Origin of the sequence: Bacillus sp. FSL W7-1354 (genome assembly GCF_038002405.1) — a bacterium.
In the GTDB taxonomy this organism is placed as follows: Bacteria; Bacillota; Bacilli; order Bacillales; family Bacillaceae; genus Bacillus; species Bacillus paralicheniformis.
On sequence record NZ_JBBOCL010000001.1, the window covers coordinates 798,175 to 824,826 of the forward strand.

The window sequence follows — 26,652 nt, forward strand, 5'->3', positions numbered from 1 at the left end:
GGATATGAGGCATATGGAAAAAAAGCCGCTGACTCCTAGGCAGATCGTCGAAAGGCTTGATCAATACATCGTCGGCCAGCTCGATGCGAAAAAAGCGGTCGCCGTGGCATTGAGGAACCGCTACAGAAGAAGTCTTCTTGATGAAAAACTGCGCGAAGAAATCGTTCCGAAAAACATATTGATGATGGGTCCGACAGGTGTGGGAAAAACCGAGATTGCAAGGCGAATCGCGAAGCTCGTCGGCGCTCCGTTCGTCAAAATCGAAGCGACGAAGTTCACGGAAGTCGGTTATGTGGGCAGAGATGTTGAATCGATGGTCAGGGATCTTGTGGAAACGTCAATCCGCCTCGTCAAAGAGGAAAAAATGAACGAAGTGAAAGGCATCGCCGAAGAAAACGCAAATAAACGCCTCGTCCGCCTCCTTGTACCGGGAAGGAAAAAACAGTCAGGTGCGAAAAATCCTTTTGAAATGCTTTTTGGCGGAAATCAGGATCAAGAGACGAATGAAGCGGAAAAGCATGAAGACACGGATATCGAAAACAACCGGAAGCGGATTGCACATCAGCTTGCTCTCGGCGAGCTTGAAGACCATTATGTCACCGTGGAGGTGGAGGAGCAGCAGCCATCCATGTTTGATATGCTCCAAGGCTCGGGTATGGAACAGATGGGCATGAACATGCAGGATGCGCTCAGCAGCCTGATGCCGAAAAAGAAAAAGCGCCGCAAGCTGACGGTCAGGGAAGCACGAAAAGTGCTGACGAATGAAGAAGCGGCAAAGCTCATCGATATGGACGAAGCTGCCCAGGAGGCCGTCCTGAGAGCCGAACAGTCGGGAATCATCTTTATCGATGAGATCGATAAAATCGCCAAAAAGAGCGGTGCTTCTTCATCGGCCGACGTCTCAAGAGAGGGCGTGCAGCGCGATATTCTTCCGATTGTAGAAGGCTCTACCGTCATGACAAAGTACGGTGCGGTCAAAACGGATCACGTGCTGTTCATCGCTGCAGGTGCATTCCATATGGCGAAGCCTTCAGATCTAATTCCAGAGCTGCAGGGACGCTTTCCGATCCGCGTTGAGCTTCAAAAGCTGAGCATCGATGATTTTGTGAAAATCTTAACTGAGCCTGACAACGCTCTTCTAAAGCAGTATAAGGCTTTATTGAAGACGGAAGGTATATCTCTTGAATTTTCTGACGATGCTATTCGTAAGATTGCAGAAGTGGCTTATCATGTGAACCAGGACACAGACAATATCGGGGCGAGAAGGCTTCACACCATTTTGGAACGGCTTTTGGAAGAACTGTCATTCGAGGCTCCGGATGTGATGATGGAGGAAGTTGTCATCACGCCTCAATATGTTGAAGAAAAGCTCGGTTCGATCGCTAAGAATAAGGATTTAAGCCAGTTTATTTTATAAACAATTAAATAAGAGTAATTTAGGAGGATCAATTTATTATGGCTTTATTACAAAAAACAAGAAAGATTAATGCAATGCTGCAAAATGCGGCAGGGAAGCCGGTTAATTTTAAAGAAATGGCCGAAACGCTTCGCGATGTGATTGATTCGAACATTTTCGTTGTCAGCCGCAGAGGAAAGCTTCTCGGTTTCTCGATCAACCAGCAGATCGAAAATGACCGGATGAAAAAAATGCTTGAAGAGCGCCAGTTTCCTGAAGACTATACAAAAAGTCTGTTCAACATTCCGGAAACTTCATCCAACCTTGACATTAACAGCGAATATACGGCTTTCCCTGTGGAAAACCGCGATTTGTTCCAAGCGGGTCTGACCACAGTCGTTCCGATCATCGGAGGGGGCGAAAGACTCGGCACCTTGATTCTGTCCCGCCTTCAGGAGAAATTCGAGGATGACGATCTGATCCTTGCCGAATATGGCGCAACGGTCGTAGGAATGGAAATTCTCAGAGAGAAAGCTGAAGAGATCGAAGAGGAAGCACGCAGCAAAGCGGTCGTTCAAATGGCGATCAGTTCATTATCTTACAGTGAGCTTGAAGCAATTGAACATATTTTTGAAGAGCTTGACGGAAATGAAGGTCTGCTTGTCGCAAGTAAAATTGCAGATCGCGTTGGCATCACCCGCTCGGTCATTGTCAATGCGCTGCGCAAACTTGAAAGCGCCGGTGTCATTGAATCAAGGTCATTAGGGATGAAAGGCACATACATTAAAGTCCTGAACAACAAATTTTTAATGGAATTAGAAAAACTAAAGTCTCATTAAAAGACGAAAGCCGCAGAACATGCCGTTCTGCGGCTTTTTTTATTTCACATTTTAAACTATATTATCGTAATTTTTTCATATCAAAAACAACTAAAATGCGGTGCTGAATCAATGCGTTGCTTGAATAAAAAATATACTAACATAATGTTTTGAAACTTTAACAAACGTAACATTACATAGTTCTTATAATCTAGGTCGAAATACCTATTCATAAAATAGATATTTATTACGATTTTTTTTTGCGTCCAGATCATAGACTTTAAGCCTATTATTCCTTACAATAGGCTTATGGTTTTTACAATTCTCGACAAGATTTTGAGACAGATGGAAAAAGATTGGAGGTATTTGGCGATGGATATATTTTCAGGAACAATACATAGACTAGAGGGAGCCTTGAATCAAGCGAACATTAAGCAAAAAGTCATAACGAACAATCTGGCCAATGTAGACACACCGAACTACAAGGCGAAAAAAGTATCCTTCAAAAATGTGCTGAATGAGGAGTCCTCCCGAATTAACGCTATAAAAACAGACTATAGACACATTGACTTCAAAGGGAATGAGTCAAATTATTCAGTTGTGTCGAGAAAGAATACAAGTTATCAGGAAAACGGGAACAACGTGGACGTTGATCAGGAAATGAGTGAAATGGCGAAAAATCAAATCCAGTATCAAGCGCTGGTTGAAAGAATAAGCGGCAAATTCAACTCACTGCGGACCGCGATTACAGGAGGTAAATAATGGGGGTATTCAATAGCATCAACATCTCAGCTTCGGCGTTGACTGCACAGAGAGTCAGAATGGATACCGTTTCATCCAACCTGGCAAACATGGACACAACAAGAGCGAAGCTGGTCGACGGACAGTGGCAGCCGTATAGGAGAAAGCTTGTATCGACGGCTCCGAAAGGCGAATCTTTTTCATCCGTGCTCCAATCATCGATGAATGCATCGGCGAGAGTCGGTGAAGGGGTAAAGGTGACCAAGATCACCGAAGACAAAACACCGTTTAAACTCGTTTATGATCCGACCCATCCCGACGCAAACGAAGACGGATACGTGCAGATGCCGAATGTCGATCCGCTAAAAGAGATGGTTGATTTAATGGGCAGCACAAGGTCATATGAAGCGAATGTCACAGCGATGAACGCGACAAAAGGAATGCTGATGAAAGCACTAGAAATCGGAAAGTAGGGTGATGACACGAATGGTTAATGGAATCTCTCCATTTGGAATTCAACCCGTGCAGGCGGGAACGAATGCAACAAATCAGATTACGAACAAGCAGGACGGTTCAGAGAACCAAGTCAGCTTTTCCAACGTGCTGAAAGATTCTATCAATGCTTTGAATCAATCTCAAAATGAATCTGATAAACTGACAAACGCGCTTGCTCTCGGTCAGGATGTCAACCTTGATGAAGTGATGGTTGCAGCCCAGAAGGCAAATATTACATTGACGGCTGCGACGGAATTCCGCAACAAAGCGGTTGAAGCTTATCAGGAAATCATGAGAATGCAAATGTAAGAAAGGAGTCTGAAAGCGAAGAGAATTAGTGTAACTACCGGGGGAGTAAGATGAATCGTACTTTATTGCAAATCAAAACGAAAATAACAGATTTTTGGAAAAACAGATCAAAGCTGCAGAAGTTTTTGATGATCGGCATCGTCGCTCTGGCAGTGATCCTGTCAATCATCATTGGAATTGTTGCTTCGTCGAATAAAATGGTGCCGCTCTATAAAGACTTGTCAGCTGAAGAAACCGGCCAAATCAAAAAAGTGCTTGATGAAAAAGGTGTTCCATCTGAGGTTGCAGCTGACGGTTCAGTCATTAAAGTTCCGGAAGAAAAAGTCGACGGGCTGAAAGTCGATCTTGCGGCAGAGGGTCTTCCGAAAAGCGGAAGCATCGATTATTCGTTCTTTGGTCAAAATGCCGGTTTCGGTATGACGGACAACGAATTTGACGTATTGAAAGTGAAAGCAACGCAAACCGAGCTTTCCAACCTCATCAAAGGAATAGACGGGATTAAAGATTCAAAGGTCATGATTAACCTGCCGAAGGAATCCGTCTTTGTCGGAGAGGAAAAGCCGGAAGCATCCGCTTCGATTGTTCTTCAGGTGAAGCCCGGCCACACGCTTGATCAAAATGAAATCAACGGCCTTTATCATCTCGTATCGAAAAGCGTGCCGAACCTTGATCCGGAAAACATCGTGATCATGGATCAAAACTCCACGTATTACGATCAAACCGGCAAAGATTCAGGTTCATACGCTGACAGCTACTCTTCACAAAGGCAAGTCAAAGCTCAGATCGAAAAGGACCTGCAGAGACAAATTCAAACCATGCTCGGCACGATGATGGGACAGGATAAAGTAGTTGTATCCGTCACATCCGACATCGACTTCACAAAAGAAAACAGGACGGAAGATCTGGTTGAACCTGTCGACAAAGAAAATATGGAAGGGATCACGGTCAGCGCAGAGCGCGTCAGTGAAACGTATTCCGGACAGGGAGCACAAGCTGGAGGCGTCAACGGAACAGGTGAAAACGATGTAACAAACTATGCGGAGACAGAAGGCGGAACAGGCAACGGAGACTACGAAAAAAGCGAAGAACGAATCAACAATGAAGTCAACAAAATCCATAAAGAAATCGCCGAAAGTCCGTACAAAATCAGAGATCTGGGCGTCCAGGTCATGGTTGAACCGCCTGATGCGAAGAACCCGCAGTCACTGCCTGCTGAAAGAGAAGATGATATTAAAAAAATCCTCTCAACCATTGTGAAAACATCGATCGACAAGAAGTATGAAGAAGAACCGCTGACAGATGAGGATATTGAAAATAAAATCGTTGTTTCTGTCCAATCGTTCGACGGCAAGCAGACAATCGATGAAGGAACGGAAACAGGCGGCATACCGATGTGGATTTACATCGCAGGCGGAGCAGCGCTTGTTGCTGTAATCGGCCTCATCATCTGGCTTGTCAGAAGACGTAAAAATAGAGATGACGAATACGAGGAAGAATGGTATGAAACGCCTCAGGAACCGATTCGTGTTGCTGATGTGAACAATGAAAAAGAGACGGAAGAAACTGTCAGACGAAAACAGCTTGAAAAAATGGCGAAAGATAAGCCTGAAGAATTCGCCAAATTGTTGCGCAGCTGGCTGACCGAGGATTAGGAGGAGTATTGAAATGGCAAAAATGAAACAAGACAGGCTTACAGGCAAACAAAAAGCGGCCATTCTCATGATATCCTTAGGGCTTGATGTGTCAGCTTCCGTTTACAAGCATTTAACAGATGAAGAAATCGAAAGGCTGACGCTTGAAATATCAAATGTCAGAGCTGTATCACCAGAGAAAAAAGATGAAATTATTCAGGAATTTCATGAAACGGCTATTGCTCAAGAATATATATCACAAGGCGGCATTCACTACGCCAAGCAGGTGCTTGACAAAGCGCTCGGCGAAGACAAAGCCGCCCGCATTATCAACAGGTTGACATCGTCTCTTCAAGTCAGACCGTTCGATTTTGCCAGAAAAGCGGATCCCGAGCAGATTCTGAACTTTATCCAGCATGAACATCCGCAGACGATCGCATTGATTCTGTCTTATCTCGATCCCGTGCAATCCGGTCAGATATTGTCAGAACTAAATCAGGATGTGCAGGCAGAGGTTGCAAGACGGATCGCTGTCATGGACAGGACGTCGCCGGAAATCATCAATGAAGTCGAACAGATTCTGGAGCAAAAGCTATCCTCCACATTCACTCAGGACTACACGCAGACCGGCGGCATTGAAGCCGTTGTCGAAGTGTTGAACGGAGTTGACAGAGGTACAGAGAAAACGATCCTTGACTCCCTTGAAATCCAGGATCCTGAGCTTGCCGACGAGATTAAAAAGCGGATGTTCGTCTTTGAAGATATCGTTACGCTTGATAACCGCGCCATTCAAAGGGTTATCCGCGATGTGGAAAACGACGATCTGCTTCTCTCCCTCAAAGTGGCCAGCGAAGAGGTCAAAGACATCGTCTTCAGCAATATGTCGCAGCGTATGGCTGAAACATTTAAAGAAGAAATGGAGTTCATGGGTCCTGTGCGTCTGCGTGACGTAGAAGAAGCTCAATCCAGAATCGTAAGCGTCATCCGAAGACTTGAAGAAGCAGGTGAGATCGTAATCGCCAGAGGCGGAGGAGATGATATCATTGTCTAACATTATTAAACAGCGATTATCATCAATACCGCCAAAAGAAAGGCGGACGATTTCATTAAAGGAAGTCAAACTTCCTGAAACAGAAACTGAACTTGATACCGGACAGGATCCGGAATTCCTCCTCGATCATGCCAGACAGGAAGCAGGGAAAATATACGAAAAAGCGAACGCTGAACTCGAACAGGTCAGACGGCAAATCGAAGAGGAAAGGATAAGCTGGGAAACAGAACGCGAAGCGCTGATAGACCAGGCGAAACAAGAAGGCTTTCAAGCGGGGTTTGAACAGGGAAAGGCCGAGGCCCAAAGCACTTATCAATCCTATTTGGATGAAGCCAACGCCATCGTCGGAGCGGCGAGGCGTGACTATGAAGAAAAAATCGAACAATCTTCCGAAGAAATTGTCGAACTTGCCGTGTCGCTGGCTAAAAAAGTTTGGAATCAAAAGGCTGACGACAAAGAAGCTTTTTCAGCCCTCGTCAAACAGGTGCTGTCCGAAATGAAGGAGTTCGATGACATTGCCGTCTATGTGGATCCGGAGTATTACACAGAGGTTCAAAGCCACAAAAACGAACTTGAGCAGCTCCTCCAATATGGCGCCCATCTCGCGATATACGCCGATGAAAAAGCGTCAAAGGGAACGTGCTATGTTGAAACGGCTTTCGGAAGAATTGATGCAGGAATCGACACTCAATTACAGCAGCTGAAACAAAAACTGCTCAGCCTGCTTGAAACGGCAGGTGTTGTCCAGTGATGCTTGAGCAGCTGCTTGAATGTATAGAAACCGCAGACTCCTACAAACGTTACGGAAAAGTCAAACAAGCGGTCGGCCTGATGATTGAATCCAAAGGACCTGAATGCTCAATCGGCGATGTCTGCAAAATCTATACAAAAGGTGACGGGCCAAAGGCCATCAAAGCTGAGGTCGTCGGCTTCAAAGACCAAAATATTCTTCTGATGCCATATTTGGAAGCGGCCAATATTGCACCCGGCAGCATTGTCGAAGCGACGGGAGAATCGCTCAGAGTCAAAGTCGGCTCCGGCTTGATTGGGCAAGTTGTCGATGCATTCGGCAATCCGCTCGACGGCAGCGCGCTTCCGAAAGGTTTGGCTCAAGTTTCGACAGACCAGGCGCCGCCTAATCCGATGAAAAGGCCGCCAATCAGAGAAAAAATGGCGGTCGGCGTCAGATCAATCGACAGTCTGCTGACCGTCGGAAAAGGACAACGTGTCGGGATATTCGCCGGAAGCGGCGTCGGAAAAAGCACGCTCATGGGCATGATTGCAAGAGAGACGGCCGCAGACTTGAATGTCATCGCTCTTGTCGGAGAGCGGGGCCGCGAAGTCAGGGAGTTCATTGAGAAAGATCTCGGCGAAGAAGGGCTGAAGCGCACGATCGTTGTAGTGGCTACTTCTGACCAGCCGGCATTGATGCGGCTGAAAGCGGCCTATACAGCAACAGCGATTGCCGAGTACTTCCGCGACAAAGGACAAAACGTGATGTTCATGATGGACTCGGTGACAAGGGTTGCCATGGCTCAGAGGGAAATCGGCCTGGCGACGGGCGAACCGCCGACGACGAAAGGTTATACACCCTCAGTGTTCGCTATTTTACCTAAGCTCTTAGAACGAACAGGAACGACGGAAAACGGGTCAATAACTGCTTTCTATACGGTTCTTGTCGACGGTGATGATATGAATGAACCGATCGCCGATACTGTCAGGGGAATCTTGGACGGTCATATCGTTCTTGACCGGAGCCTTGCGAATAAAGGCCAGTTTCCGGCAGTCAACATTTTAAAAAGCATCAGCAGGGTGATGTCAAACATCGCCGGGAAAGATCATATAAGAGCAGCGAACCGGTTCAGGGAAATGCTGTCAACCTATCAAAACTCAGAGGACCTGATCAACATAGGAGCCTATAAAAAAGGGTCTTCCAGAGAAATTGATGAGGCCATACAATTCCACCCTAAGCTGATCAGCTTCCTCAAGCAGGAAGTGGATGAAGCGGCGTCGCTGGAAGAGAGCATTTCTTTATTAAAGAGTCTTACAGGAAGAGAGGATTAAGAATGGCTTATTCATTTAAATTTCAAAAGCTCCTCGAGCTTAAAGAAAATGAAAAAGACCAATCATTCGCTGAATATCAGCACTCAGTTTCCGAATTCGAAAAGGTCGCGGAAAAGCTGTATGAAAGTATGAACCAAAAAGAAACGCTAGAAAAAAACAAGGAAATCAAGATGCAGACAGGAATGAGCGTTCAGGAAATGCGGCATTATCAGCAATTTGTCACAAATCTTGAAACGACTATCTACCATTATCAAAAGCTCGTCATGATGAAGAGAAATGAAATGAATGAAAAACAGCACGATCTGACGGAAAAAAATATCGAGCTGAAAAAATTTGAAAAAATGAAAGAAAAGCAGTTTGAAATGTATTCGCTGCAAAACAAAGCAAATGAGTTAAAGGAAATGGACGATATCTCCATTGCCCAGTACATAACTCAAGGAAGCTAGGGGTAGAAAAACGATGACCGAAGAAAAAAAAGCCGGTAAATTTCAGACATTTTTGTTTGTCATCGTCATTCCGCTGATCTTTTTAATCGTTGCAGCGTTTGTCGGCATGTGGCTTTTGGGCGTCAATTTCCAGGATGCAGCCTCCAAAATCCCCGTTGTTAAAGAGCTTGTGAAAAACGGCGAGGATCAGGACAAAGATCACGCAGCAAAGCAGCAGGAGAACAAAGCAGAAAAGCTCCAAAAGACGATCGATGAACAAAAAAGCGAAATCGAAACGCTGACGAGTGACTTGAAAACGAGTGATCAAGAGATTAAAAGACTGAAACAAAAAATCAGCTCGTTCGAAAAAACGGAAAAAGATGAAAAAGAGCAGAAAGAAAAGAACGCCGAAGGTCAAGGAGACGGAAAAAAAGTCGTCAAAATTTATGAAAGCATGCAAAGCAATAAAGCTGCAAAAATTTTAAGCGAATTAAAAGAAGAAGAGGCAATCAACATTTTAGATTCTTTAAGCAAAAAGAAAGTGACTGAGATCCTCTCCAAAATGTCTCCTGATAAAGCGGCTGTATTCACAGAAAAGCTTGTGAAAAACGAAGCGAAAAATGAAAAGAAAAAAGAAGGGGGGGAATAGCTTGAGGCTTTTTGACGCAATCTCTTTTGATGCCAAGCCTGCGGCGGATACCGCAACTGCAAAAACGAGCAGGACGCCTCTGGGCGGACTCTTTCAAAATGTGCTCCAAAAGGAAAACAGCTCACTTTCCCCTTTTCAAAAGGGAGAAGAACCTTCTCAGGACACGTCATTGGAAGGGCTTTTGCATGAACTGAAGCAATGGCTTTTAAATAATGAAGGCGGCTCCTTCAATGAAGACTGGTTGAATTCCCTCCAGCATGTTGAAGAGCTGAATCCATCTCCGGATGAACTCGCATTGGCAGAACAGCTGTTACAGCAAATAAAAGAGCTGCTTGAAAATGCCGCTCTGCCTGGACAATCAGGCAAAACAGCTGATGCTATTGAAGCTGTGCCTGCTGACGAAAGCGGGACAGAAGAGCCGAAACTGACTGACCTGCAAATTCTTGGTCAGATTCAGCAGCTGCTCGCTGTGATCGTAAATGAAAATCAACCGGCACTCAAAACTTCACAAATCGCAGAAATATTGAAACAAGCGCCGGAATTTCTCGCCGCTCTTCAGACAAAGGCGGGAACAGAAGGGCTGATTGATGAACTTAAACGCCAATTTTTCACAAAAGATCCGGGTGAGTCGCAGCTTTTGTCCATGTCAAACGCTGAGTTGAAAAGCTTGAAAAGTATAATGGAGCAGATGATGAGCGCAAACGCTGAACCGGATCCAAAAGAGTGGAAAATGGCGGAAAGCGAACTAAAGGCAATGCTCATGAGCAAAAAAACCGATGTCTCTCTTTCTGAGAAGCCGTTGTCCTTTGTTTTGAACGGAAGGGAAATTCAAACTGAAGGAAAGCAAGGCCAAAAGGAACAGCCGATTCAGTCCTCTGTACTGGCCAATCATCGGACAGGCGCAGTGCTGATCCAGGGTCTCCAAACCGCGGCGGCAGAGGAATCTTCCGCTCAGCCGAAAAGCTTTTCAGAACAAATTCTCAGCTCATGGAAACAGATGAAGTATACACCGTTCGGCAGATCGACAGGCAGTTTCACGATCCGCCTGAATCCTGAAAATCTTGGCTTTATCACGATCAAACTCGTCAAACAGCACGGGATGTTTTCGAGCAAAATCATCGCATCGACCCAGTCGGCTAAAGAGCTGCTCGAACACAATCTCGCGCACCTTAAACAGGCGCTGCCCAACATGTCTGTACAAATTGACCGCTTCGGTGTGCCGCTTCAAAACGGCGATCAGACCTTCGGACAGCTGGCGGACGAACAGAAAAACCAACATCAGCCGAAGGAAGATCAGCAAAAAGAGCAGGAAAATGAGGATTTTCAGGAGTTTCTGGATGATCTTATCGAGACTCGATCACAGGACAGCGAGGAGGAGATCTAATGTCTGACACTTCAATTGATGCAAGAACTGTTTTAGGAACAACAAACACGAAATCGACGACACCCGATTTTTTATCCGAGGCAAAAAAAGCCGAGAAAGCAGGGAGCGGCTCCAACCTTGGCAAGGATGAATTTTTGAAACTGCTCATGAAACAACTGCAGTACCAAGACCCCTTAAACCCGATGGAAGACCGTGAATTCATTGCGCAAATGGCGACCTTTTCAAGCCTTGAGCAACTAACGAATCTAAACTCAACGATGTCGACGTTCGTCGGACTTCAGGACCCGATGACGATGTATGTCAGCTGGATCGGAAAAGAAGTCACCTATGAAGGCGAAGACAGCGAAGAGAAAACGGCGCTCGTCAAATCAGTTAAAAGCTCAGACGGACAGTATCTGCTTGTCCTTGACGATGGAACCGAAGTCAATCCGTGGAATGTGACGGCGGTAAGCCATTCTGATAAATAAAAACAGACAATTCAGGGAGGAATAATTATGTTACGTTCACTATACTCAGGAATCAGCGGCATGAAAAACTTTCAGACAAAGCTTGATGTCGTGGCAAACAACATTTCGAATGTCAATACGGCAGGCTATAAGAAAAGCCGGATTACGTTTAAAGATATTGTCAGCCAACAGCTTTCCGGTGCGACGTCGTCTACTGCAAACCGCGGCTCTGTCAACGGCCAGCAGGTCGGGCTCGGTGCGACGACCGGATCGATCGATATCATTCACACAAACGCAGCGCCTTCAACAACAGGCCGCCAGCTAGACATGACTATTACAGGAGACGGCTATTTCCGTGTCGGATTGGGAGACGGAGATTATGAAGTGTACTTTACAAGATCCGGGAACTTCTACCGCTCTGATGAAGGTGATCTCGTCACTGCTGACGGGCTGTTCGTCTTAACGCCTGATAACGGGAGAATCAATATTCCGCAAGACGCGCAAAGCTTCAGCATCGGACCTGACGGAACGGTGACTTATGTCGACAAAAACAACGAGAGCCAGCCCGCCGGCCAAATCTCGCTCGCGACATTCAACAATACATCCGGTTTAACAAAAACGGGGGACAACCTTTACCGCGAAACATTGAGTTCTGGAGCTCCGCAAGTCGTTGTGCCTGGAGAAGACGGCTCAGGAAAGATTCAAACGAGTGCGCTTGAAATGTCGAACGTCGACCTTTCAGAAGAGTTTTCCGAAATGATTATCGCGCAGCGCGGCTTCCAGTCCAATGCGAAAATCATTACAACCTCTGATGAAATTCTTCAGGAACTCGTCAATCTGAAGCGATAGGAGGGAAGGAGGCGCCCTCGTAAAGGCGCCTCTTGAAAACACATGATCAAAGTTACGCGATTAAACGGACAGCCTTTTATTCTGAACGCGCTATTCATTGAGCAAATTGAATGTTTTCCGGATACGACAATTACGCTGTCAAACGGAAAAAAGTTTGTTGTCAAAGAAGATGAAGATACAGTTGTGGATACAATCGTGTCATTCTATCAAAAAATCCAAATACTTTCTTGTGACCAAAGAATTGAGGAATCTGAATGAATAAAAAACTTCTAGGAATTATGCTGACGATTATTCTGGCAATTGCTGTGTTAGGAACCGCTGCGTTCTTTGTCATTAAGGGAAGCGCAAGTGAAAAAGATCAAACGAAAGAACCTTCGATCGATGAAGTGGTCGAATCATCAGTTGAAGTCGCCGAAATCACGACAAACTTGAAATCGGACAATGTGGTCCGTTTGTCAATCAAGCTTGAAACCGATTCGAAAGAGGCGAAAGAAGAGCTTGAAAAGCGGGATTTCCAAATTAAAGATTCAGTCATCTCCCTTTTGGCAAACACGAACGCAGATGATCTTGAAGGACAAAAAGGAAAAGAAAAATTTAAAGAGCAGCTGAAAGAAAAGCTGAACACGAACTACATGAAAGAGGGAAAAGTGAAAACTGTATACATTACCTCCTTTAATCTGCAGTAGGAACATAGATGACAGAACCATGGAGGTGAAAACAGATGGCAGGAGAAGTACTCTCCCAAAATGAAATCGATGCACTGCTTTCAGCGATATCGACAGGTGAAATGGACGCCGACGAGCTGAAAAAAGAAGAGTCCGTTAAAAAAGTAAAAGTCTATGACTTTAAACGGGCGCTCCGCTTTTCAAAGGATCAGATCCGCAGCTTGACAAGGATTCACGATAACTTTGCAAGGCTGCTAACGACTTATTTCTCGGCTCAGCTGAGAACCTATATCCAGATCTCGGTCAGCTCGGTTGATCAGGTTCCTTATGAGGAATTCATCAGATCCATTCCGAATATGACGATTCTCAATCTGTTTGAGGTTCGCCCTCTTGAAGGAAGAATCATGATGGAGATCAACCCGACCATCGCCTATACGATGATGGACCGGGTGATGGGCGGGATCGGTTCGAGCCACAACAAAATTGACAGCATGACAGAAATTGAGACGAAAATCATGTCCAATTTATTTGAAAGCTGCCTCTCGAATTATAAAGATGCGTGGGAATCCATCACGGAAATCGAGCCGGAAATGTCCGATTTTGAAGTGAATCCGCAGTTTGTGCAAATGGTATCGCCGAATGAGACGGTCGTTGTCATTTCGCTGAACACGCAAATAGGAGACATAAGCGGGGTTATCAACCTGTGCATCCCGCACGTCGTCCTGGAACCGATCATTCCTAAGCTTTCCGTTCACTACTGGATGCAATCAGACAGAATTGAACCAAAACCGGAGGAAACAAAGTCGATAGAAAAGCGGATTATGACGGCGCGAATTCCAATCGTCGCAGAACTCGGATCATCGGAATTAACCATTGAAGAGTTTTTAAATTTAGAAATTGGAGATTGTATCACTTTGGACAAATCAGTAGCAGAACCTCTTACTGTTTTGGTCGGAGATAAACCGAAATTTCTAGCACAAGCCGGCCGAATGAATCGAAAGACTGCGATTCAAATTCTAGATCACGACATAAGAGGTGAAGAATATGGAGAATAACAATAGGTTATCACAGGATGAAATTGATGCGCTGCTTAAAGGCGGCGATGATACGGCTCAAGAGCAGCCGGAATCAGGGTTGTCCCTGATGGAACAGGATACGATCGGGGAAATCGGAAACATTTCCTTTGGGAGCTCTGCAACAGCTTTGTCCACTTTATTGAATCAAAAAGTCGAAATTACAACACCGACTGTTTCGGTGATTGAAAAAAGCCATTTAAATGATGAGTTCCCGCACCCGTATGTTTCAATCGGTGTGAGCTATACGGAAGGTTTTTCAGGAAACAATCTTCTCGTCATCAAGCAGGAAGATGCCGCGATCATCGCTGATTTGATGATGGGTGGAGACGGGACGAACGCAGATCCGTCGCTTGGCGAAATTCATCTAAGCGCCGTTCAGGAAGCGATGAACCAAATGATGGGTTCCGCAGCGACGTCGATGTCCACCGTCTTCAGCAAGAAGATTGATATTTCTCCGCCGGAAGTTGACCTCCTTGATGTGAATGAAGGGGAAGGAACAGAGCAAATTCCGAAAGAGGACCCGCTCGTCAAAGTATCTTTCAGACTGAAAGTCGGAGAACTGATCGATTCGCATATTATGCAGCTTTATCCGCTGACCTTTGCAAAAGACCTGATCGATGAATTAACGAATCAGGACGGCGGAGAAGAGCCTGTGCAGACTGAAGAGGTAAAGCAGCCGCCCGTACAGGAAAACCCGGCGCCTAGTCCGAGTCCGGCACCTGCTCAGACACAAAGACAGGAGCCTGCGCCTAAACGGCAAGGGACGGCAAAAGTTTCAGAGCCTGTGCAGGTGGCACCGGCAGAGTTTCAATCCTTTGCCCCTCAGACTGACGCGCAGCCGCACCTTCAAAACCTTGACATGCTCATGGATATTCCTTTGTCCGTCACAGTCGAGCTGGGGAGGACAAACCGCAGCGTCAAAGAGGTGCTTGAACTGTCAACCGGCAGTATCATTGAGCTTGACAAACTCGCAGGCGAGCCTGTCGACATCCTGGTCAACCAGCGCGTCGTTGCCAAAGGCGAAGTCGTCGTCATCGATGAAAACTTTGGCGTCAGGGTGACAGACATTTTAAGTCAGGCGGAACGAATCAGCAAATTACGATAATAACAGATTGATTGGAGAGATTAATAATGGCTTACAAGATTTTAGTAGTTGATGATGCAGCATTTATGAGAATGATGATTAAAGACATTTTAGTGAAAAACGGCTTTGAAGTCGTCGCAGAAGCGCAAGACGGAGCGCAGGCTGTTGAAAAATATAAAGAGCATTCACCTGATCTTGTCACAATGGATATCACGATGCCGGAAAAAGACGGAATCACGGCTCTTAAAGAAATCAAGGAAATCGATCCGCAGGCAAAAATCATCATGTGTTCGGCAATGGGCCAGCAATCGATGGTTATCGACGCTATTCAGGCGGGAGCGAAAGACTTTATCGTCAAACCGTTCCAGGCTGACCGCGTCATGGAAGCGATCAATAAAACGCTAAGCTAAAGGGTGTACAACTTGTTTAAGAAACCTCTTATTTTCATAGCCGGCCTTTGTCTATTTGCCTTTCTCGTGCTGCCGTACGCTCCGGCTCTCGCAGAGGAATCGGGGGATCAGACCGTTGACCATCTGTTTGAGCAAAAAGGTGCGGGCAAAGAGAAAGAAAAAGCAAAAGACAAAGACAAAACCGAGGAAAAAAATTCTCTTAAGGAAGAGGCGGAGGCCGAACCCCCGTCTCCTTCCGTTTCCATATTTGATTTTGTGAAAATGATCGGCGCGTTACTGTTTGTCATTTTTCTGATCTACGCTTTGGTCAAATTCATGAATAAACGCAACCGCCTGTTAAAACCCTTCCAGTATGTCGAAAACATCGGCGGAACTTCGCTCGGGCAAAACAAGTCCGTACAGCTGATTAAAGTAGGGAACAGGGTGCTGGTCGTCGGTGTCGGCGATAATATCCAGCTGCTGAAAGAGATCGATGATGAAAAGGAATATAAAGAAATTCTCACGCAGCATGAAGCTGCGATGAACAGCAAGATTGAATGGCAGAAATGGATGGATCAAGTCAAAGTTCCAGGCGTGCAAAAGCAAAGCGGCACGGCATCTTTTTCCGAGTCGTTAAAAGCACAGCTCGCGGAACTGAAACAAAATCGCGCAGAAGGCAGAAAGAAAGGCCAAAATCAACATGAATGAGTTTATGGATTTATTTAATTCAAGCGATGCGGCAAACGTCAGCGCCAGCGTCCGGCTCTTGCTGCTTTTGACAGTATTTTCGATCGCTCCGGGGATCTTGATCCTGATGACGTGTTTCACAAGGGTTGTCATCGTATTGTCCTTTGTCCGGACATCGCTGGCAACACAGTCAATGCCCCCAAACCAGGTGCTGATCGGACTTGCACTGTTTCTGACATTTTTCATTATGGGGCCGACTTTTTCCGAGATTAATAAAGAAGCGCTGACGCCGTTAATGAACAATAAAATCACCTTGGATGAAGCTTACACAAAAGCGGAAACCCCGATCAAAACCTTTATGAGCAAGCATACAAGACAGAAGGATCTGGCTTTATTTATGAATTACGCAAAGATGGAGACGCCTGAATCCATTAAAGATATTCCGCTTTCAACGATGGTTCCCGCGTTTGTCATCTCGGAATTGAAAACCGCGTTTCAAATGGGATTTATGATATTTATACCGTTTCTGATTATCGATATGGTTGTGGCAAGTGTTTTGATGTCGATGGGGATGATGATGCTTCCGCCGGTCATGATTTCACTGCCGTTTAAGATTTTGCTGTTTGTGCTTGTAGATGGCTGGTATTTAATCGTTAAATCTTTGCTGCAAAGCTTTTAGAGTAGGTGCTAATACATGAATTCAGAATTTGTTATATCGATGGCTGAAAGGGCTGTATACGTTACATTGCTTATCAGCGGGCCGCTTTTGGCGCTCGCTCTTCTCGTCGGGCTGATCGTCAGCGTTTTTCAGGCAACCACCCAAATACAGGAACAGACTCTTGCATTCATTCCGAAAATCGTCGCCGTTTTGGTCGGGCTCGTCATTTTCGGCCCGTGGATGCTGTCGACGATTTTATCATTCGCGACTGAGCTGTTCTCTAATTTAAACCGTTTTGCAGGGTAGTTTTAACATGTCAATAATTGAATCATTTCCAGCCTTTTTACTTGTATTTGTCAGAATCACAGCATTCTATGTAACGGTGCCTCTATTTTCTTATCGGTCAATTCCTGCCGTTCATAAAATAGGTTTTGCATTTTTTCTTGCGCTCGTCAGTTTTCAGGCGATTGAAAAGCCTCCTCAGCTTGATGTTGACGGAGTTTACATGATGTTGGCCATGAAGGAAGCGCTGATCGGGCTTCTGCTTGGGCTGATCGCCTACATGATGATCTCGGCCGTTCAAATCGCCGGATCATTCATCGATTTTCAAATGGGATTTGCGGTGGCGAATGTGATCGATCCCCAGACAGGAGCGCAAAGCCCGCTTGTCGGCCAGTTTTTATATACGTTGGCGCTGCTCCTCATGCTGAGCCTGAATGCGCATCATCTCCTGCTTGACGGGATTTATTACAGCTATCAATACATCCCGGTCGATAAGATGGCGCTGTCGTTTGGAAGCGAAGGATTTGCCGAGTTTATTGCAAAGAGCTTCAACACGATGTTTATAACAGCATTTCAATTGTCTGCGCCTGTTGTGGCTTGTTTGTTTTTAGTCGATCTGGCATTGGGGATTGTGGCGAGAACGGTGCCGCAGCTCAACGTGTTTGTCGTCGGGCTTCCTTTGAAAATCGCAATCACCTTTATCATGCTCATCATCTGCATGGCCGTTATGTTCAGCATGATGCAGCACGTCTTCGAATTTGCCATTCGGACAATGAGAGATCTATTAACTTTGCTTGGGGTGGCATGATGAAGCTGACGTTGGATTTGCAATTTTTCGCAGGTGAAAAAACGGAAAAAGCGACGCCGAAAAAACGGCGGGAAAGCAGAAAAAAAGGACAGGTTGCCAAAAGCGCAGATGTCAATACAGCGGTTACGCTTCTTATCGTGTTTTTAGCGTTTTTATTCGTCGGACCTTTTATGAGAGACCGCCTGCTCGCACTGATCGAAAAGTATTACAAAGAGTTGATCACGATGAAGGTGTCAGTCGCCAATATTCCCGGCCTGTTTCAAAGTCTTGTGCTTGAATCGGGCTTCATTATGGCACCGCTTTTGCTGACAGCCGTCGTCTCCGGGGTCTTGAGCAACTATATGCAAGTCGGGTTTTTATTTTCCCCTGAAGCGATCAAGCCTGATTTGAAAAAGCTTGACCCGCTTAAAGGATTCAAGCGGATTTACAGCATCAGAGCGATCGTTGAACTGCTTAAATCGATTTTAAAAATCGTGATTGTCGGCGGCGTGACATTCGCCGTTCTATGGCTGAACTTTGACAAAATTCTCAGAATCCCGGCGCTGTCCGCGGGCGAGGCTTTGTCATATGTCGGCTGGCTCACCTTTTTAATGGGGGTTTCCGCTGCAGTCGCCCTGATTTTTCTCGCGGTGCTCGATTACCTCTATCAAAAATTTGATTATGAAAAAAATATTCGCATGTCAAAACAGGACATTAAAGACGAATACAAAAAAACCGAAGGCGATCCTCTGATTAAGTCGAAGATCAAGCAGAAGCAAAAGGAAATGGCGATGCGCCGCATGATGCAGGATGTGCCAAAAGCGGATGTCATCATCACAAACCCGACCCATTACGCCGTCGCGCTGAAATATGACGAAAACAAAATGGATGCGCCGTTTATCATCGCAAAAGGGGTCGATCTGATGGCTCTGAAAATCAGGCAGATCGCCAAAGAACACGATGTCATGACAGTCGAAAACAGACCTTTGGCGAGGGCGCTTTATGACCAGGTTGAGATCGATCAGGCCGTTCCGGAAGAATTCTTTAAGGCCGTAGCCGAAATCCTGGCGTATGTTTACAAAACAAAGCAAAAAATCTAGTGAATTTTTCAGTTTTAAAAGGAGAGAAACAGCATGTCAGCAAGAGATTTATCAGTTTTATCAGGCGTTGTCCTCATTGTGGCAATGCTTATCATACCCTTTCCACCATGGTTGTTGAGCGTTTTAATTATCGTGAATATTTCTCTTGCGTTAATCGTGCTTCTCACCACAATGAACATGCAAGAACCGCTGCAATTTTCGATATTTCCTTCTTTGCTGCTCCTCTTGACGCTGTTCCGCCTCGGGCTGAATGTATCGACGACACGTTCGATTCTGTCCAACGGAGATGCGGGAAAAGTAGTCGAGACGTTCGGGTCTTTCGTTGTCGGCGGAAACGTTTTGGTCGGTCTCGTTGTCTTTATCATTTTGATCATTATCCAATTTATCGTCATAACGAAAGGGGCGGAACGGGTTTCTGAAGTTGCTGCCAGATTCACGCTCGACGCCATGCCGGGGAAACAGATGAGCATTGATGCCGATTTGAACGCCGGAATGGTGACCGAACAGGAAGCGAAAGTGCGCCGTGAGAAAGTGGCCCGTGAAGCCGACTTCTACGGCGCGATGGACGGTGCGAGCAAATTCGTGAAAGGGGATGCGATCGCAGGGATCATCATCGTCCTCATTAACGTCCTTTTCGGAATTGTCATCGGCATGCTGCAAAAACAAATGAGCATTCAGGAAGCCGCTTCACACTTTACGCTCTTGTCTGTAGGCGACGGGATCGTATCTCAGCTGCCTGCGCTCTTGATCTCAACGGCGACGGGTATCGTCGTCACAAGAGCAGCGTCGGACGGGAACCTCGGACACGATATTACAGGCCAGCTGTTTGCTTATCCAAAGCTTTTGTATGTGACGGCGGGAACGATTTTGCTGCTCGGGATTTTCACACCGATCGGCATTCTCCTGACAGGTCCTCTGGCTCTTCTTCTCGCCATCGGCGGCTATACGCTCTCCAAAGCCGGTGAAGAGAAGGAAAAAGTGGAGGATATCCTTGAGGAAGAAGCTGAAGTGGACGAATTAAAAAGTCCCGAAAGCGTCGTTCATCTGCTCGATATTGATCCGATCGAATTTGAATTCGGCTACGGATTGATTCCGCTTGCAGATGCAAATCAAGGCGGCGACCTTTTAGACAGAATCGTCATGATCAGGCGTCAGCTTGCGCTTGAACTCGGTCTCGTCATTCCGGTCGTCAGAATCAGGGATAACATCGCTCTTCAGCCGAACGAGTACAGGCTCAAAATTAAAGGAAACGAAGTCGCAAAAGGCGAGCTTCTCCTCGATCACTTTTTGGCGATGTCTCCGACAGGCGAAGACGATCAGATCGAAGGAATTGACACGATCGAACCGTCCTTCGGCCTCCCGGCAAAATGGATACCGGAATCTCAGAAAGATCAGGCCGAAATGCTCGGATATACGGTTGTCGATCCGGCTTCAGTCGTGTCGACCCACATTACAGAGCAGGTGAAAAAGCACGCTCATGAACTGATCGGAAGACAGGAAACAAAACAGCTGATCGACCACTTGAAAGAATCTTATCCTGTACTGGTCGAAGAGGTCTCGCCGAATCCGCTGTCTGTCGGTGATATTCAGAAAGTGCTGGCCAAACTTCTGAAAGAAAAAGTATCGATCAGGAACTTGGTGACAATCTTTGAAACACTGGCCGACTACGGAAAGCTGACGACGGATTCAGATATGCTGACCGAGTATGTAAGACAGGCGCTTGCCAAGCAGATCACCGCCCAATATGCGAAGGAAAATGAGACGCTGAAAGTGGTGACGTGTTCGGGCCGCGTCGAAAAGGCCGTGGCGGAAGGAATTCAGCAGACTGAACACGGCAACTTTTTATCTCTTGAACCTGCATTATCCGAAAATATCATTCAATCTGTAGCAAGAGAAATCGAACAGCTCTCATTAAGGCAGGAAGTGCCGATCCTTCTATGTTCACCGCCTGTCAGAATGTATGTCAAACAGCTGTTAGAGCGCTATTTCCCTGATCTGCCGGTTCTTTCTTATAACGAACTGGAAGCCAATGTAGAAGTTCAAAGCATCGGAGTGGTGGATATTCAATGAAAATTAAAAAATTTGTAGCTGGTTCTATGCAGGAAGCCACAAAGCAAATTATACAAGAGCTCGGGAATGACGCCGTAATCTTGAATTCTAAAAAAATTCATACGAGAAAATTTCTCGGCTTTGTGAAAAAAGCCGGGGTTGAAGTGATTGCGGTTGTCGACCAGGACTTTTCCGACGCGAGGAAACCGGAGCGGCAAAAGCCAGTTTTACGTGAACAAAGCCCTTCGCCTGTCCCGCAGCCGGACCACCTCGATTTGGCAAGCCAAGTGAAAGAGCTGAAAGAACTGCTGGAAATGCGGCATCATGAGCAGCCTGTTGATGTGCTGCCTGAGCCGCTGAAAAAGGCGGACCAGCTTCTGGCAAAGCAAGGGGTATCGCCGGCCATCCGTACGAAAGCGCTCGGCCGGTTGATCAGCACTTCTTTAAAAAACGGCGAAGAATGGACGGATGAAAAGGCGCTGGCCCACTTAACAGATGCTTTGGCCGATCTTCTTCCCGATAATCGGGAACAGGACGTGGCGATTCATTCCCAATATGTCGTGCTCTTCGGATCGACCGGAGTCGGCAAAACGACGACATTGGCAAAGCTTGCCGCTTCTTCCGTGCTGGAAAAGCAGAAAAAAATCGCTTTTATCACGACGGATACGTACCGGATTGCAGCGGTTGAACAGCTCAGGACATATGCCGAGCTTCTGAATGCGCCGCTCGAGGTGTGCTACACGAAAGAAGAATTTAAAGCGGCCCAGCAAAAGTTCGCCGATTTTGACCACGTCTTCATCGATACGGCGGGCCGGAATTTCAAAGACGGGCAATATGTCAGGGAGCTGAAGGAAATCATTCCGTTTGAGCGTAAGATACAGGCGTTTCTCGTCATGTCCGCGACGAGCAAGTACGAGGATATGAAGGAGCTCATTAAGCAGTTCTCAAGCATTCCGATCGATCAGTTGATATTCACGAAAGTGGATGAAACCGATTCATTGGGAAGCGTCATGAATCTGCTCGCCGAATCGAGAATCGGCCTCGGCTATATGACAAACGGACAAAATGTTCCGGAAGATATCCGCTACTTGTCAAATGCATCATTTGTCAGACTGCTTACGGGGTGTTGAACATGGATCAGGCAGAAAGCTTACGAAGGCGGATGGGGCAGCGCTTCGCCGAACCGCCCGCCCCTGTCGCTCATCCAAAAGCGAAAACGCTCGCTGTTATGAGTGGAAAAGGAGGCGTCGGGAAGTCGAATATATCGCTGAATACGGCTCTCGCCTTCTTAGAAAAAGGAAAGAGCGTGCTGTTGATCGATCTAGATGTCGGAATGGGGAACATCGATATTTTGATCGGCCGGCAATCGCTCTGCACCGTGATGGATCTCCTTCAGCAAAAAATACCGTTTGAGCGCGCCTTGTCAGCCGGTCCGCGTGGCCTTCAATACATTTCGGGCGGAACGGGACTGGATGCGATGTTCGAATTGAACGGGGAAAACTGGGCGTTCTTTCTGAAAGAATTAACGCGGGCTTTGACAAGCTTCGATTATGTCATATTTGATATGGGAGCAGGGCTGTCGAAAGATCAGCTGCCATTCGTCCTGTCAGCGGATGAAATTCTGGTTGTCACCACGCCGGAGCCGACATCGATTATGGACGCTTACAGCGCGATCAAGCATTTGGCATTAACGGGACGCGATCTTCAGCTGAAAGTCGCTGTCAATCGCTGTACAACCCAAAAAGACGGAATTTCCGCCTTTCTCCGCCTTTCCAACACGGTAAACGCTTTTTTACAGCAAAAGCTTGCATATGCAGGGCCGATTCCTGAGGATCCCCTGGTACCAAGAGCCGTTGTGGAGCAGCAGCCGTTTCTGATGAAGAACCCGCGTTCCAAGCCGAGCAGGGCGGTTTACCTGCTGGCAGAATCGCTGCTTGATAACGGCAGAACGGAAATAGGCGAAAACCGGTCCTTTATCGATAAATTATCTTCATTCCTGAGGAGGGGCAATACATTATGATTCGTGTTCTTGTCGTTGACGACTCTGCTTTTATGAGAAACATGATCACCAAGTTTTTAACATCCAATCACGAGATTGCTGTAGCAGGAACGGCAAGAAACGGCGAGGAAGCGCTCCAAAAAATCAAGGAGCTCCGCCCGGATGTGATCACATTGGATATTGAAATGCCTGTGATGAACGGAAAAGAAACATTGAAAAGGATCATGGCGAGCGATCCGCTTCCGGTTGTTATGGTATCGAGTCTGACGCAGCAGGGGGCTGATATCACGATCGAATGTCTTGAGCTGGGGGCGATCGATTTCGTCGCAAAGCCGTCGGGTTCAATTTCAATTGATTTATATAAAGTAAGAGACATGCTGATTGAGAAAGTGTTGACAGCAGGGCGGGTGAAACTGAAAGGCCGGCCTGTTCCGATTTCAAAACCCGCCATCGAGACGGCAAAGCGGCCGCCGGTGAGCGGCAGCGATTCAGTCAGTGTTCGGGCTGGAAAACAGCTCATCTGCATCGGTACATCGACAGGGGGACCGAGAGCGCTGCAAAGAGTGCTTCCCAAGCTTCCCAAAACGTTGAAGGCGCCTGTTTTTGTCGTTCAGCACATGCCAAAGGGGTTTACAGCCTCATTAGCGAACAGGCTGAACCACCTCTCAGAAGTAACCGTGAAGGAGGCTGAAAACGGTGAGAGAGCGAAAGACGGCTGGGTTTACATTGCCCCCGGAGGGAAAAACATGGCAGTCGGCCTTGAAAAGGGCGAATTGGTGATCACGCTCGATGACCGCGACACAGAGAGCCGTCACAAGCCTTCTGTTGACTATTTGTTCCATTCCCTGGCCTCACTTCGGGAGTTTGAAAAAATCGCCGTCATTATGACGGGGATGGGAAGCGACGGAACAGAAGGCGTAAAAGGCCTTTTGAAACATGGAAGCGGAACGGTGATCGCCGAAGCAGCCGAGTCGTCCGTCGTTTTCGGAATGCCGAAATCGGTCATTAACAACGGGCTTGCAAACGACATCAAGCATGTTGATGAGATTGCCGCAGCCATTATGACGTATATGAAAAAAGAGAGGGCGTGACTCATATGGATATGAATCAATATTTAGACGTCTTTATTGAAGAAAGCAGAGAACATTTGCAAACCTGTAACGAAAAATTGCTCGAACTCGAAAAAAATCCGACAGACCTGCAGCTTGTCCATGATATTTTCAGAGCGGCTCATACTTTGAAAGGGATGAGCGCTACGATGGGCTATGAAGATATGGCTCATTTAACGCACAGTCTGGAAAACGTGCTGGACGCGATCCGTAATGAAGAAATGACCATTACGTCAGAGTGGATGGACGTCATGTTTGAAGCGCTCGATGACCTTGAAGCGATTGTCCTTTCGATCATTGAAGGGGGCGACGGCAAAAGAGACGTTTCAGAAGTCTGCGCCAAGCTTGATGTGACAGGCGCAAACAAGGAGGCGGCCGCATCGGCAGAAGCGCCTGAAGCTGCGTCGTCTGAAACGAAATGGGCCTATGACGAATTTCAGCGGACGGTCATCGCCGAAGCTGAGGAACAAGGCTTTAAATGTTACGAAATCAATGTTGCGTTGAAAGAGGACTGCCTGTTGAAGGGCGTTCGGGTGTACATGGTATTTGAACAGCTGAACGAAATCGGCGAAGTCGTCAAAACGATTCCGGAAACGGAAGTTCTCGAGTCGGAAGATTTTGATTCCGAATTCGTCGTGTGCTTTTTAAGCAAACACGGGGAAGAAGAGATTTTCAACAAAATCAACGGCGTATCTGAAATCGAAAAAATTGAAGTAACCGAGCTGAAAAACGATTTTTCGGCACAGGAAGAAGCCGCGCCTGCAGCGCCTGAAAAAGAAACCGCACCGAAAGACGCGGAGAAAACCCCGGCTAAGCAGCCGGACGGCAAAAAAGAAGCGGCGAAACCTGCAGCAGGCGGCGGAACGAAGACGATCCGCGTCAACATCGACCGCCTCGATTCATTAATGAACCTGTTTGAGGAGCTGGTCATTGACAGAGGGCGCTTAGAGCAGATCGCCAAAGAGCTTGAACACGGCGAATTAACAGATACCGTTGAACGGATGACAAGAATTTCAGGCGACCTGCAATCGATCATCCTCAACATGAGAATGGTTCCGGTAGAAACGGTGTTCAACCGCTTCCCGCGCATGGTCCGCCAGCTGACAAAAGAATTAAATAAAAAGATCGAGCTGTCGATTTTCGGGGCGGAAACCGAGCTTGACAGAACGGTAATAGACGAGATCGGCGACCCGCTTGTCCACCTCTTGAGAAACAGCCTTGATCACGGGATCGAGGCGCCTGAAGTCAGGGTGAAAAATGGTAAGCCTGAAACGGGTCAAGTCCGTCTGAAAGCATATCACAGCGGGAACCACGTCTTTATCGAGGTCGAGGATGACGGAGCCGGCATCAACCGCAAAAAGGTGCTTGAAAAAGCGCTTGAACGCAACGTCATTACCGAACGTGACGCCGAAACGATCGAAGATCATGAAATCGACGCACTCATTTTTGCACCGGGATTCTCAACCGCAGATCAAATCTCGGATATTTCAGGACGCGGGGTCGGCTTGGACGTTGTCAAAAGCAAGCTGGAATCTTTGGGCGGTTCTGTCAGCATCAGGTCGAGCGAAGGCGAAGGTTCGCTTTTCTCCATTCAGCTTCCGCTTACACTGTCGATCATATCCGTGCTGCTAGTCAAACTTGAAAACGAAACGTTTGCGATACCGATTTCTTCTATTATAGAAACGGCTGTCATCGATAAGAAAGATATTCTTCAGACGCACGACCGCGAAGTGATCGATTTCAGGGGCCATATCGTACCGGTGGTTTACCTGAAAGAACAGTTTAATGTTGAGGATTCTTCGGATGATCTTGATCAGCTTCACGCCATCGTCGTGAAAAAAGGAGACAAGCTGACGGCATTTGTTGTCGACTCCTTTATCGGCCAGCAGGAAGTCGTACTAAAATCACTCGGCGATTATTTAACAAACGTCTTTGCCATTTCCGGCGCGACGATTTTGGGAGACGGACAAGTAGCCCTGATCATCGACTGCAACGCCCTTATCAAATAGAAAGCGAAAGGAGAGCGATCCTCTTGACCACACAGACTACCACCGGTGAAAAAATGATTGTGTTCAAAGTAAATCATAAAGAGTATGCCATCTCTGTATCCGAAGTGATGTCCATTGAAAAATGGCAGCAGCCAACAAGGGTGCCGGGAGTGGAACCGTATATTTGCGGCGTCATTAATTTGAGAGGTGTTGTCACGCCTGTCATCGATTTAAGAAAGCGGATTGAAGCGCCTGGAGATACGATTACAGATGAAACGAGAATCATCATCATCACCCATCAGGACATTGAAGTCGGCTGGGTGGTGGACGAGGCGAACGATGTCATCACCGTCGAGGAAGAGGAAATTGAATCGGCTCCCGAAACGGTAGGAAAAGACGGCAGGCAATGGATTAAAGGCATCGTCAAGCAAGGGTCCAGACTTCTCAATCTGATTGACTCTGAAGCTGTTTTAAACCGGAAGTCGAGCCTTGCCGCCGCTTCTGAAAATGTGAAGAAATAA

Annotated in this window: 30 protein-coding genes; all 30 read left to right on the top strand. The window is 46.7% G+C overall.

Features of this window, described 5'->3' with window-relative positions:
* Positions 1 to 13: 13 nt before the first annotated feature.
* The 30 genes from hslU (at position 14) to MKZ04_RS04345 (ending at position 26,652) form a co-directional block, all read left to right on the top strand.
* On the top strand, positions 14 to 1,417 hold the full coding sequence (gene hslU / locus MKZ04_RS04200; RefSeq protein WP_025811384.1) for an HslU--HslV peptidase ATPase subunit: 1,404 nt from the start codon (positions 14 to 16) through the stop codon (positions 1,415 to 1,417).
* 38 nt (positions 1,418 to 1,455) lie between these two features.
* Complete coding sequence (gene codY / locus MKZ04_RS04205; RefSeq protein ID WP_003181756.1) at positions 1,456 to 2,235, top strand: GTP-sensing pleiotropic transcriptional regulator CodY; 780 nt, start codon at positions 1,456 to 1,458, stop codon at positions 2,233 to 2,235.
* 351 nt (positions 2,236 to 2,586) lie between these two features.
* On the top strand, positions 2,587 to 2,976 hold the full coding sequence (flgB, locus tag MKZ04_RS04210; RefSeq protein WP_020451387.1) for a flagellar basal body rod protein FlgB: 390 nt from the start codon (positions 2,587 to 2,589) through the stop codon (positions 2,974 to 2,976).
* On the top strand, positions 2,976 to 3,428 hold the full coding sequence (gene flgC, locus MKZ04_RS04215) for a flagellar basal body rod protein FlgC (protein ID WP_025811385.1): 453 nt from the start codon (positions 2,976 to 2,978) through the stop codon (positions 3,426 to 3,428). Before flgB ends, flgC begins: the two co-directional genes overlap by 1 nt.
* A gap of 13 nt (positions 3,429 to 3,441) precedes the next feature.
* Entirely contained in the window at positions 3,442 to 3,759 is a 318-nt protein-coding gene (gene fliE / locus MKZ04_RS04220; RefSeq protein WP_020451389.1) for a flagellar hook-basal body complex protein FliE, read from the top strand.
* A gap of 50 nt (positions 3,760 to 3,809) precedes the next feature.
* Positions 3,810 to 5,411 (top strand): flagellar basal-body MS-ring/collar protein FliF, encoded by a 1,602-nt coding sequence (fliF, locus tag MKZ04_RS04225; RefSeq protein ID WP_020451390.1) that lies wholly within the window; start codon positions 3,810 to 3,812, stop codon positions 5,409 to 5,411.
* A gap of 13 nt (positions 5,412 to 5,424) precedes the next feature.
* Positions 5,425 to 6,441: a flagellar motor switch protein FliG gene (fliG, locus tag MKZ04_RS04230; RefSeq protein WP_341045359.1), complete on the top strand. Its 1,017-nt coding sequence runs from the start codon at positions 5,425 to 5,427 to the stop codon at positions 6,439 to 6,441.
* Positions 6,425 to 7,192, top strand: a complete 768-nt coding sequence (fliH, locus tag MKZ04_RS04235) for a flagellar assembly protein FliH (RefSeq protein ID WP_080131371.1) — start codon at positions 6,425 to 6,427, stop codon at positions 7,190 to 7,192. Before fliG ends, fliH begins: the two co-directional genes overlap by 17 nt.
* Positions 7,192 to 8,505, top strand: coding sequence for a flagellar protein export ATPase FliI (fliI, locus tag MKZ04_RS04240; RefSeq protein ID WP_065644130.1), 1,314 nt, complete (start codon positions 7,192 to 7,194; stop codon positions 8,503 to 8,505). The genes fliH and fliI overlap by 1 nt, the downstream gene beginning before the upstream one ends.
* A gap of 2 nt (positions 8,506 to 8,507) precedes the next feature.
* On the top strand, positions 8,508 to 8,951 hold the full coding sequence (gene fliJ, locus MKZ04_RS04245) for a flagellar export protein FliJ (RefSeq protein WP_020451394.1): 444 nt from the start codon (positions 8,508 to 8,510) through the stop codon (positions 8,949 to 8,951).
* 13 nt (positions 8,952 to 8,964) lie between these two features.
* The gene (locus tag MKZ04_RS04250; protein WP_080131372.1) at positions 8,965 to 9,579 is read left to right on the top strand and encodes a MotE family protein; all 615 of its coding nucleotides are present in this window, start codon (positions 8,965 to 8,967) and stop codon (positions 9,577 to 9,579) included.
* 1 nt (position 9,580) lies between these two features.
* Positions 9,581 to 10,963, top strand: coding sequence for a flagellar hook-length control protein FliK (locus tag MKZ04_RS04255; protein WP_080131373.1), 1,383 nt, complete (start codon positions 9,581 to 9,583; stop codon positions 10,961 to 10,963).
* Positions 10,963 to 11,430 (top strand): flagellar hook assembly protein FlgD, encoded by a 468-nt coding sequence (gene flgD, locus MKZ04_RS04260; protein WP_146873486.1) that lies wholly within the window; start codon positions 10,963 to 10,965, stop codon positions 11,428 to 11,430. Before MKZ04_RS04255 ends, flgD begins: the two co-directional genes overlap by 1 nt.
* A gap of 27 nt (positions 11,431 to 11,457) precedes the next feature.
* Positions 11,458 to 12,258 carry a flagellar basal body rod protein FlgG gene (gene flgG, locus MKZ04_RS04265; protein WP_025811386.1) on the top strand — a complete coding sequence of 267 codons (801 nt, stop codon included), beginning with the start codon at positions 11,458 to 11,460 and terminating at the stop codon, positions 12,256 to 12,258.
* Positions 12,259 to 12,300: 42 nt separating this feature from the next.
* Positions 12,301 to 12,516 (top strand): flagellar FlbD family protein, encoded by a 216-nt coding sequence (locus tag MKZ04_RS04270; protein ID WP_003181786.1) that lies wholly within the window; start codon positions 12,301 to 12,303, stop codon positions 12,514 to 12,516.
* Complete coding sequence (gene fliL / locus MKZ04_RS04275; RefSeq protein ID WP_020451399.1) at positions 12,513 to 12,944, top strand: flagellar basal body-associated protein FliL; 432 nt, start codon at positions 12,513 to 12,515, stop codon at positions 12,942 to 12,944. The genes MKZ04_RS04270 and fliL overlap by 4 nt, the downstream gene beginning before the upstream one ends.
* Before the next feature lie 35 nt (positions 12,945 to 12,979).
* Positions 12,980 to 13,978, top strand: coding sequence for a flagellar motor switch protein FliM (gene fliM, locus MKZ04_RS04280; protein ID WP_020451400.1), 999 nt, complete (start codon positions 12,980 to 12,982; stop codon positions 13,976 to 13,978).
* Positions 13,968 to 15,104 (top strand): flagellar motor switch phosphatase FliY, encoded by a 1,137-nt coding sequence (gene fliY / locus MKZ04_RS04285; protein WP_020451401.1) that lies wholly within the window; start codon positions 13,968 to 13,970, stop codon positions 15,102 to 15,104. The genes fliM and fliY overlap by 11 nt, the downstream gene beginning before the upstream one ends.
* Before the next feature lie 26 nt (positions 15,105 to 15,130).
* Complete coding sequence (locus MKZ04_RS04290; protein WP_003181796.1) at positions 15,131 to 15,493, top strand: response regulator; 363 nt, start codon at positions 15,131 to 15,133, stop codon at positions 15,491 to 15,493.
* Positions 15,494 to 15,505: 12 nt separating this feature from the next.
* Positions 15,506 to 16,180: a flagella biosynthesis regulatory protein FliZ gene (gene fliZ / locus MKZ04_RS04295; RefSeq protein WP_146873743.1), complete on the top strand. Its 675-nt coding sequence runs from the start codon at positions 15,506 to 15,508 to the stop codon at positions 16,178 to 16,180.
* Positions 16,173 to 16,838 (top strand): flagellar type III secretion system pore protein FliP, encoded by a 666-nt coding sequence (gene fliP / locus MKZ04_RS04300; protein WP_020451403.1) that lies wholly within the window; start codon positions 16,173 to 16,175, stop codon positions 16,836 to 16,838. Before fliZ ends, fliP begins: the two co-directional genes overlap by 8 nt.
* A gap of 15 nt (positions 16,839 to 16,853) precedes the next feature.
* Positions 16,854 to 17,123, top strand: coding sequence for a flagellar biosynthesis protein FliQ (fliQ, locus tag MKZ04_RS04305; RefSeq protein WP_020451404.1), 270 nt, complete (start codon positions 16,854 to 16,856; stop codon positions 17,121 to 17,123).
* Between the two features lie 7 nt (positions 17,124 to 17,130).
* Positions 17,131 to 17,907 (top strand): flagellar biosynthetic protein FliR, encoded by a 777-nt coding sequence (fliR, locus tag MKZ04_RS04310; RefSeq protein ID WP_020451405.1) that lies wholly within the window; start codon positions 17,131 to 17,133, stop codon positions 17,905 to 17,907.
* A complete protein-coding gene (flhB, locus tag MKZ04_RS04315; RefSeq protein ID WP_020451406.1) occupies positions 17,907 to 18,986 on the top strand; it encodes a flagellar biosynthesis protein FlhB in 1,080 nt (359 codons plus the stop codon). The genes fliR and flhB overlap by 1 nt, the downstream gene beginning before the upstream one ends.
* A gap of 33 nt (positions 18,987 to 19,019) precedes the next feature.
* Complete coding sequence (gene flhA, locus MKZ04_RS04320; protein WP_020451407.1) at positions 19,020 to 21,056, top strand: flagellar biosynthesis protein FlhA; 2,037 nt, start codon at positions 19,020 to 19,022, stop codon at positions 21,054 to 21,056.
* On the top strand, positions 21,053 to 22,165 hold the full coding sequence (gene flhF / locus MKZ04_RS04325; RefSeq protein WP_020451408.1) for a flagellar biosynthesis protein FlhF: 1,113 nt from the start codon (positions 21,053 to 21,055) through the stop codon (positions 22,163 to 22,165). The genes flhA and flhF overlap by 4 nt, the downstream gene beginning before the upstream one ends.
* A gap of 2 nt (positions 22,166 to 22,167) precedes the next feature.
* Positions 22,168 to 23,055, top strand: coding sequence for a MinD/ParA family protein (locus tag MKZ04_RS04330; protein ID WP_026579734.1), 888 nt, complete (start codon positions 22,168 to 22,170; stop codon positions 23,053 to 23,055).
* Positions 23,052 to 24,125: a protein-glutamate methylesterase/protein-glutamine glutaminase gene (locus MKZ04_RS04335; protein WP_023857201.1), complete on the top strand. Its 1,074-nt coding sequence runs from the start codon at positions 23,052 to 23,054 to the stop codon at positions 24,123 to 24,125. Before MKZ04_RS04330 ends, MKZ04_RS04335 begins: the two co-directional genes overlap by 4 nt.
* A gap of 5 nt (positions 24,126 to 24,130) precedes the next feature.
* Positions 24,131 to 26,152 (top strand): chemotaxis protein CheA, encoded by a 2,022-nt coding sequence (locus MKZ04_RS04340; RefSeq protein WP_095290479.1) that lies wholly within the window; start codon positions 24,131 to 24,133, stop codon positions 26,150 to 26,152.
* A 23-nt stretch (positions 26,153 to 26,175) separates the two neighbouring features.
* Complete coding sequence (locus MKZ04_RS04345; RefSeq protein WP_003181816.1) at positions 26,176 to 26,652, top strand: chemotaxis protein CheW; 477 nt, start codon at positions 26,176 to 26,178, stop codon at positions 26,650 to 26,652.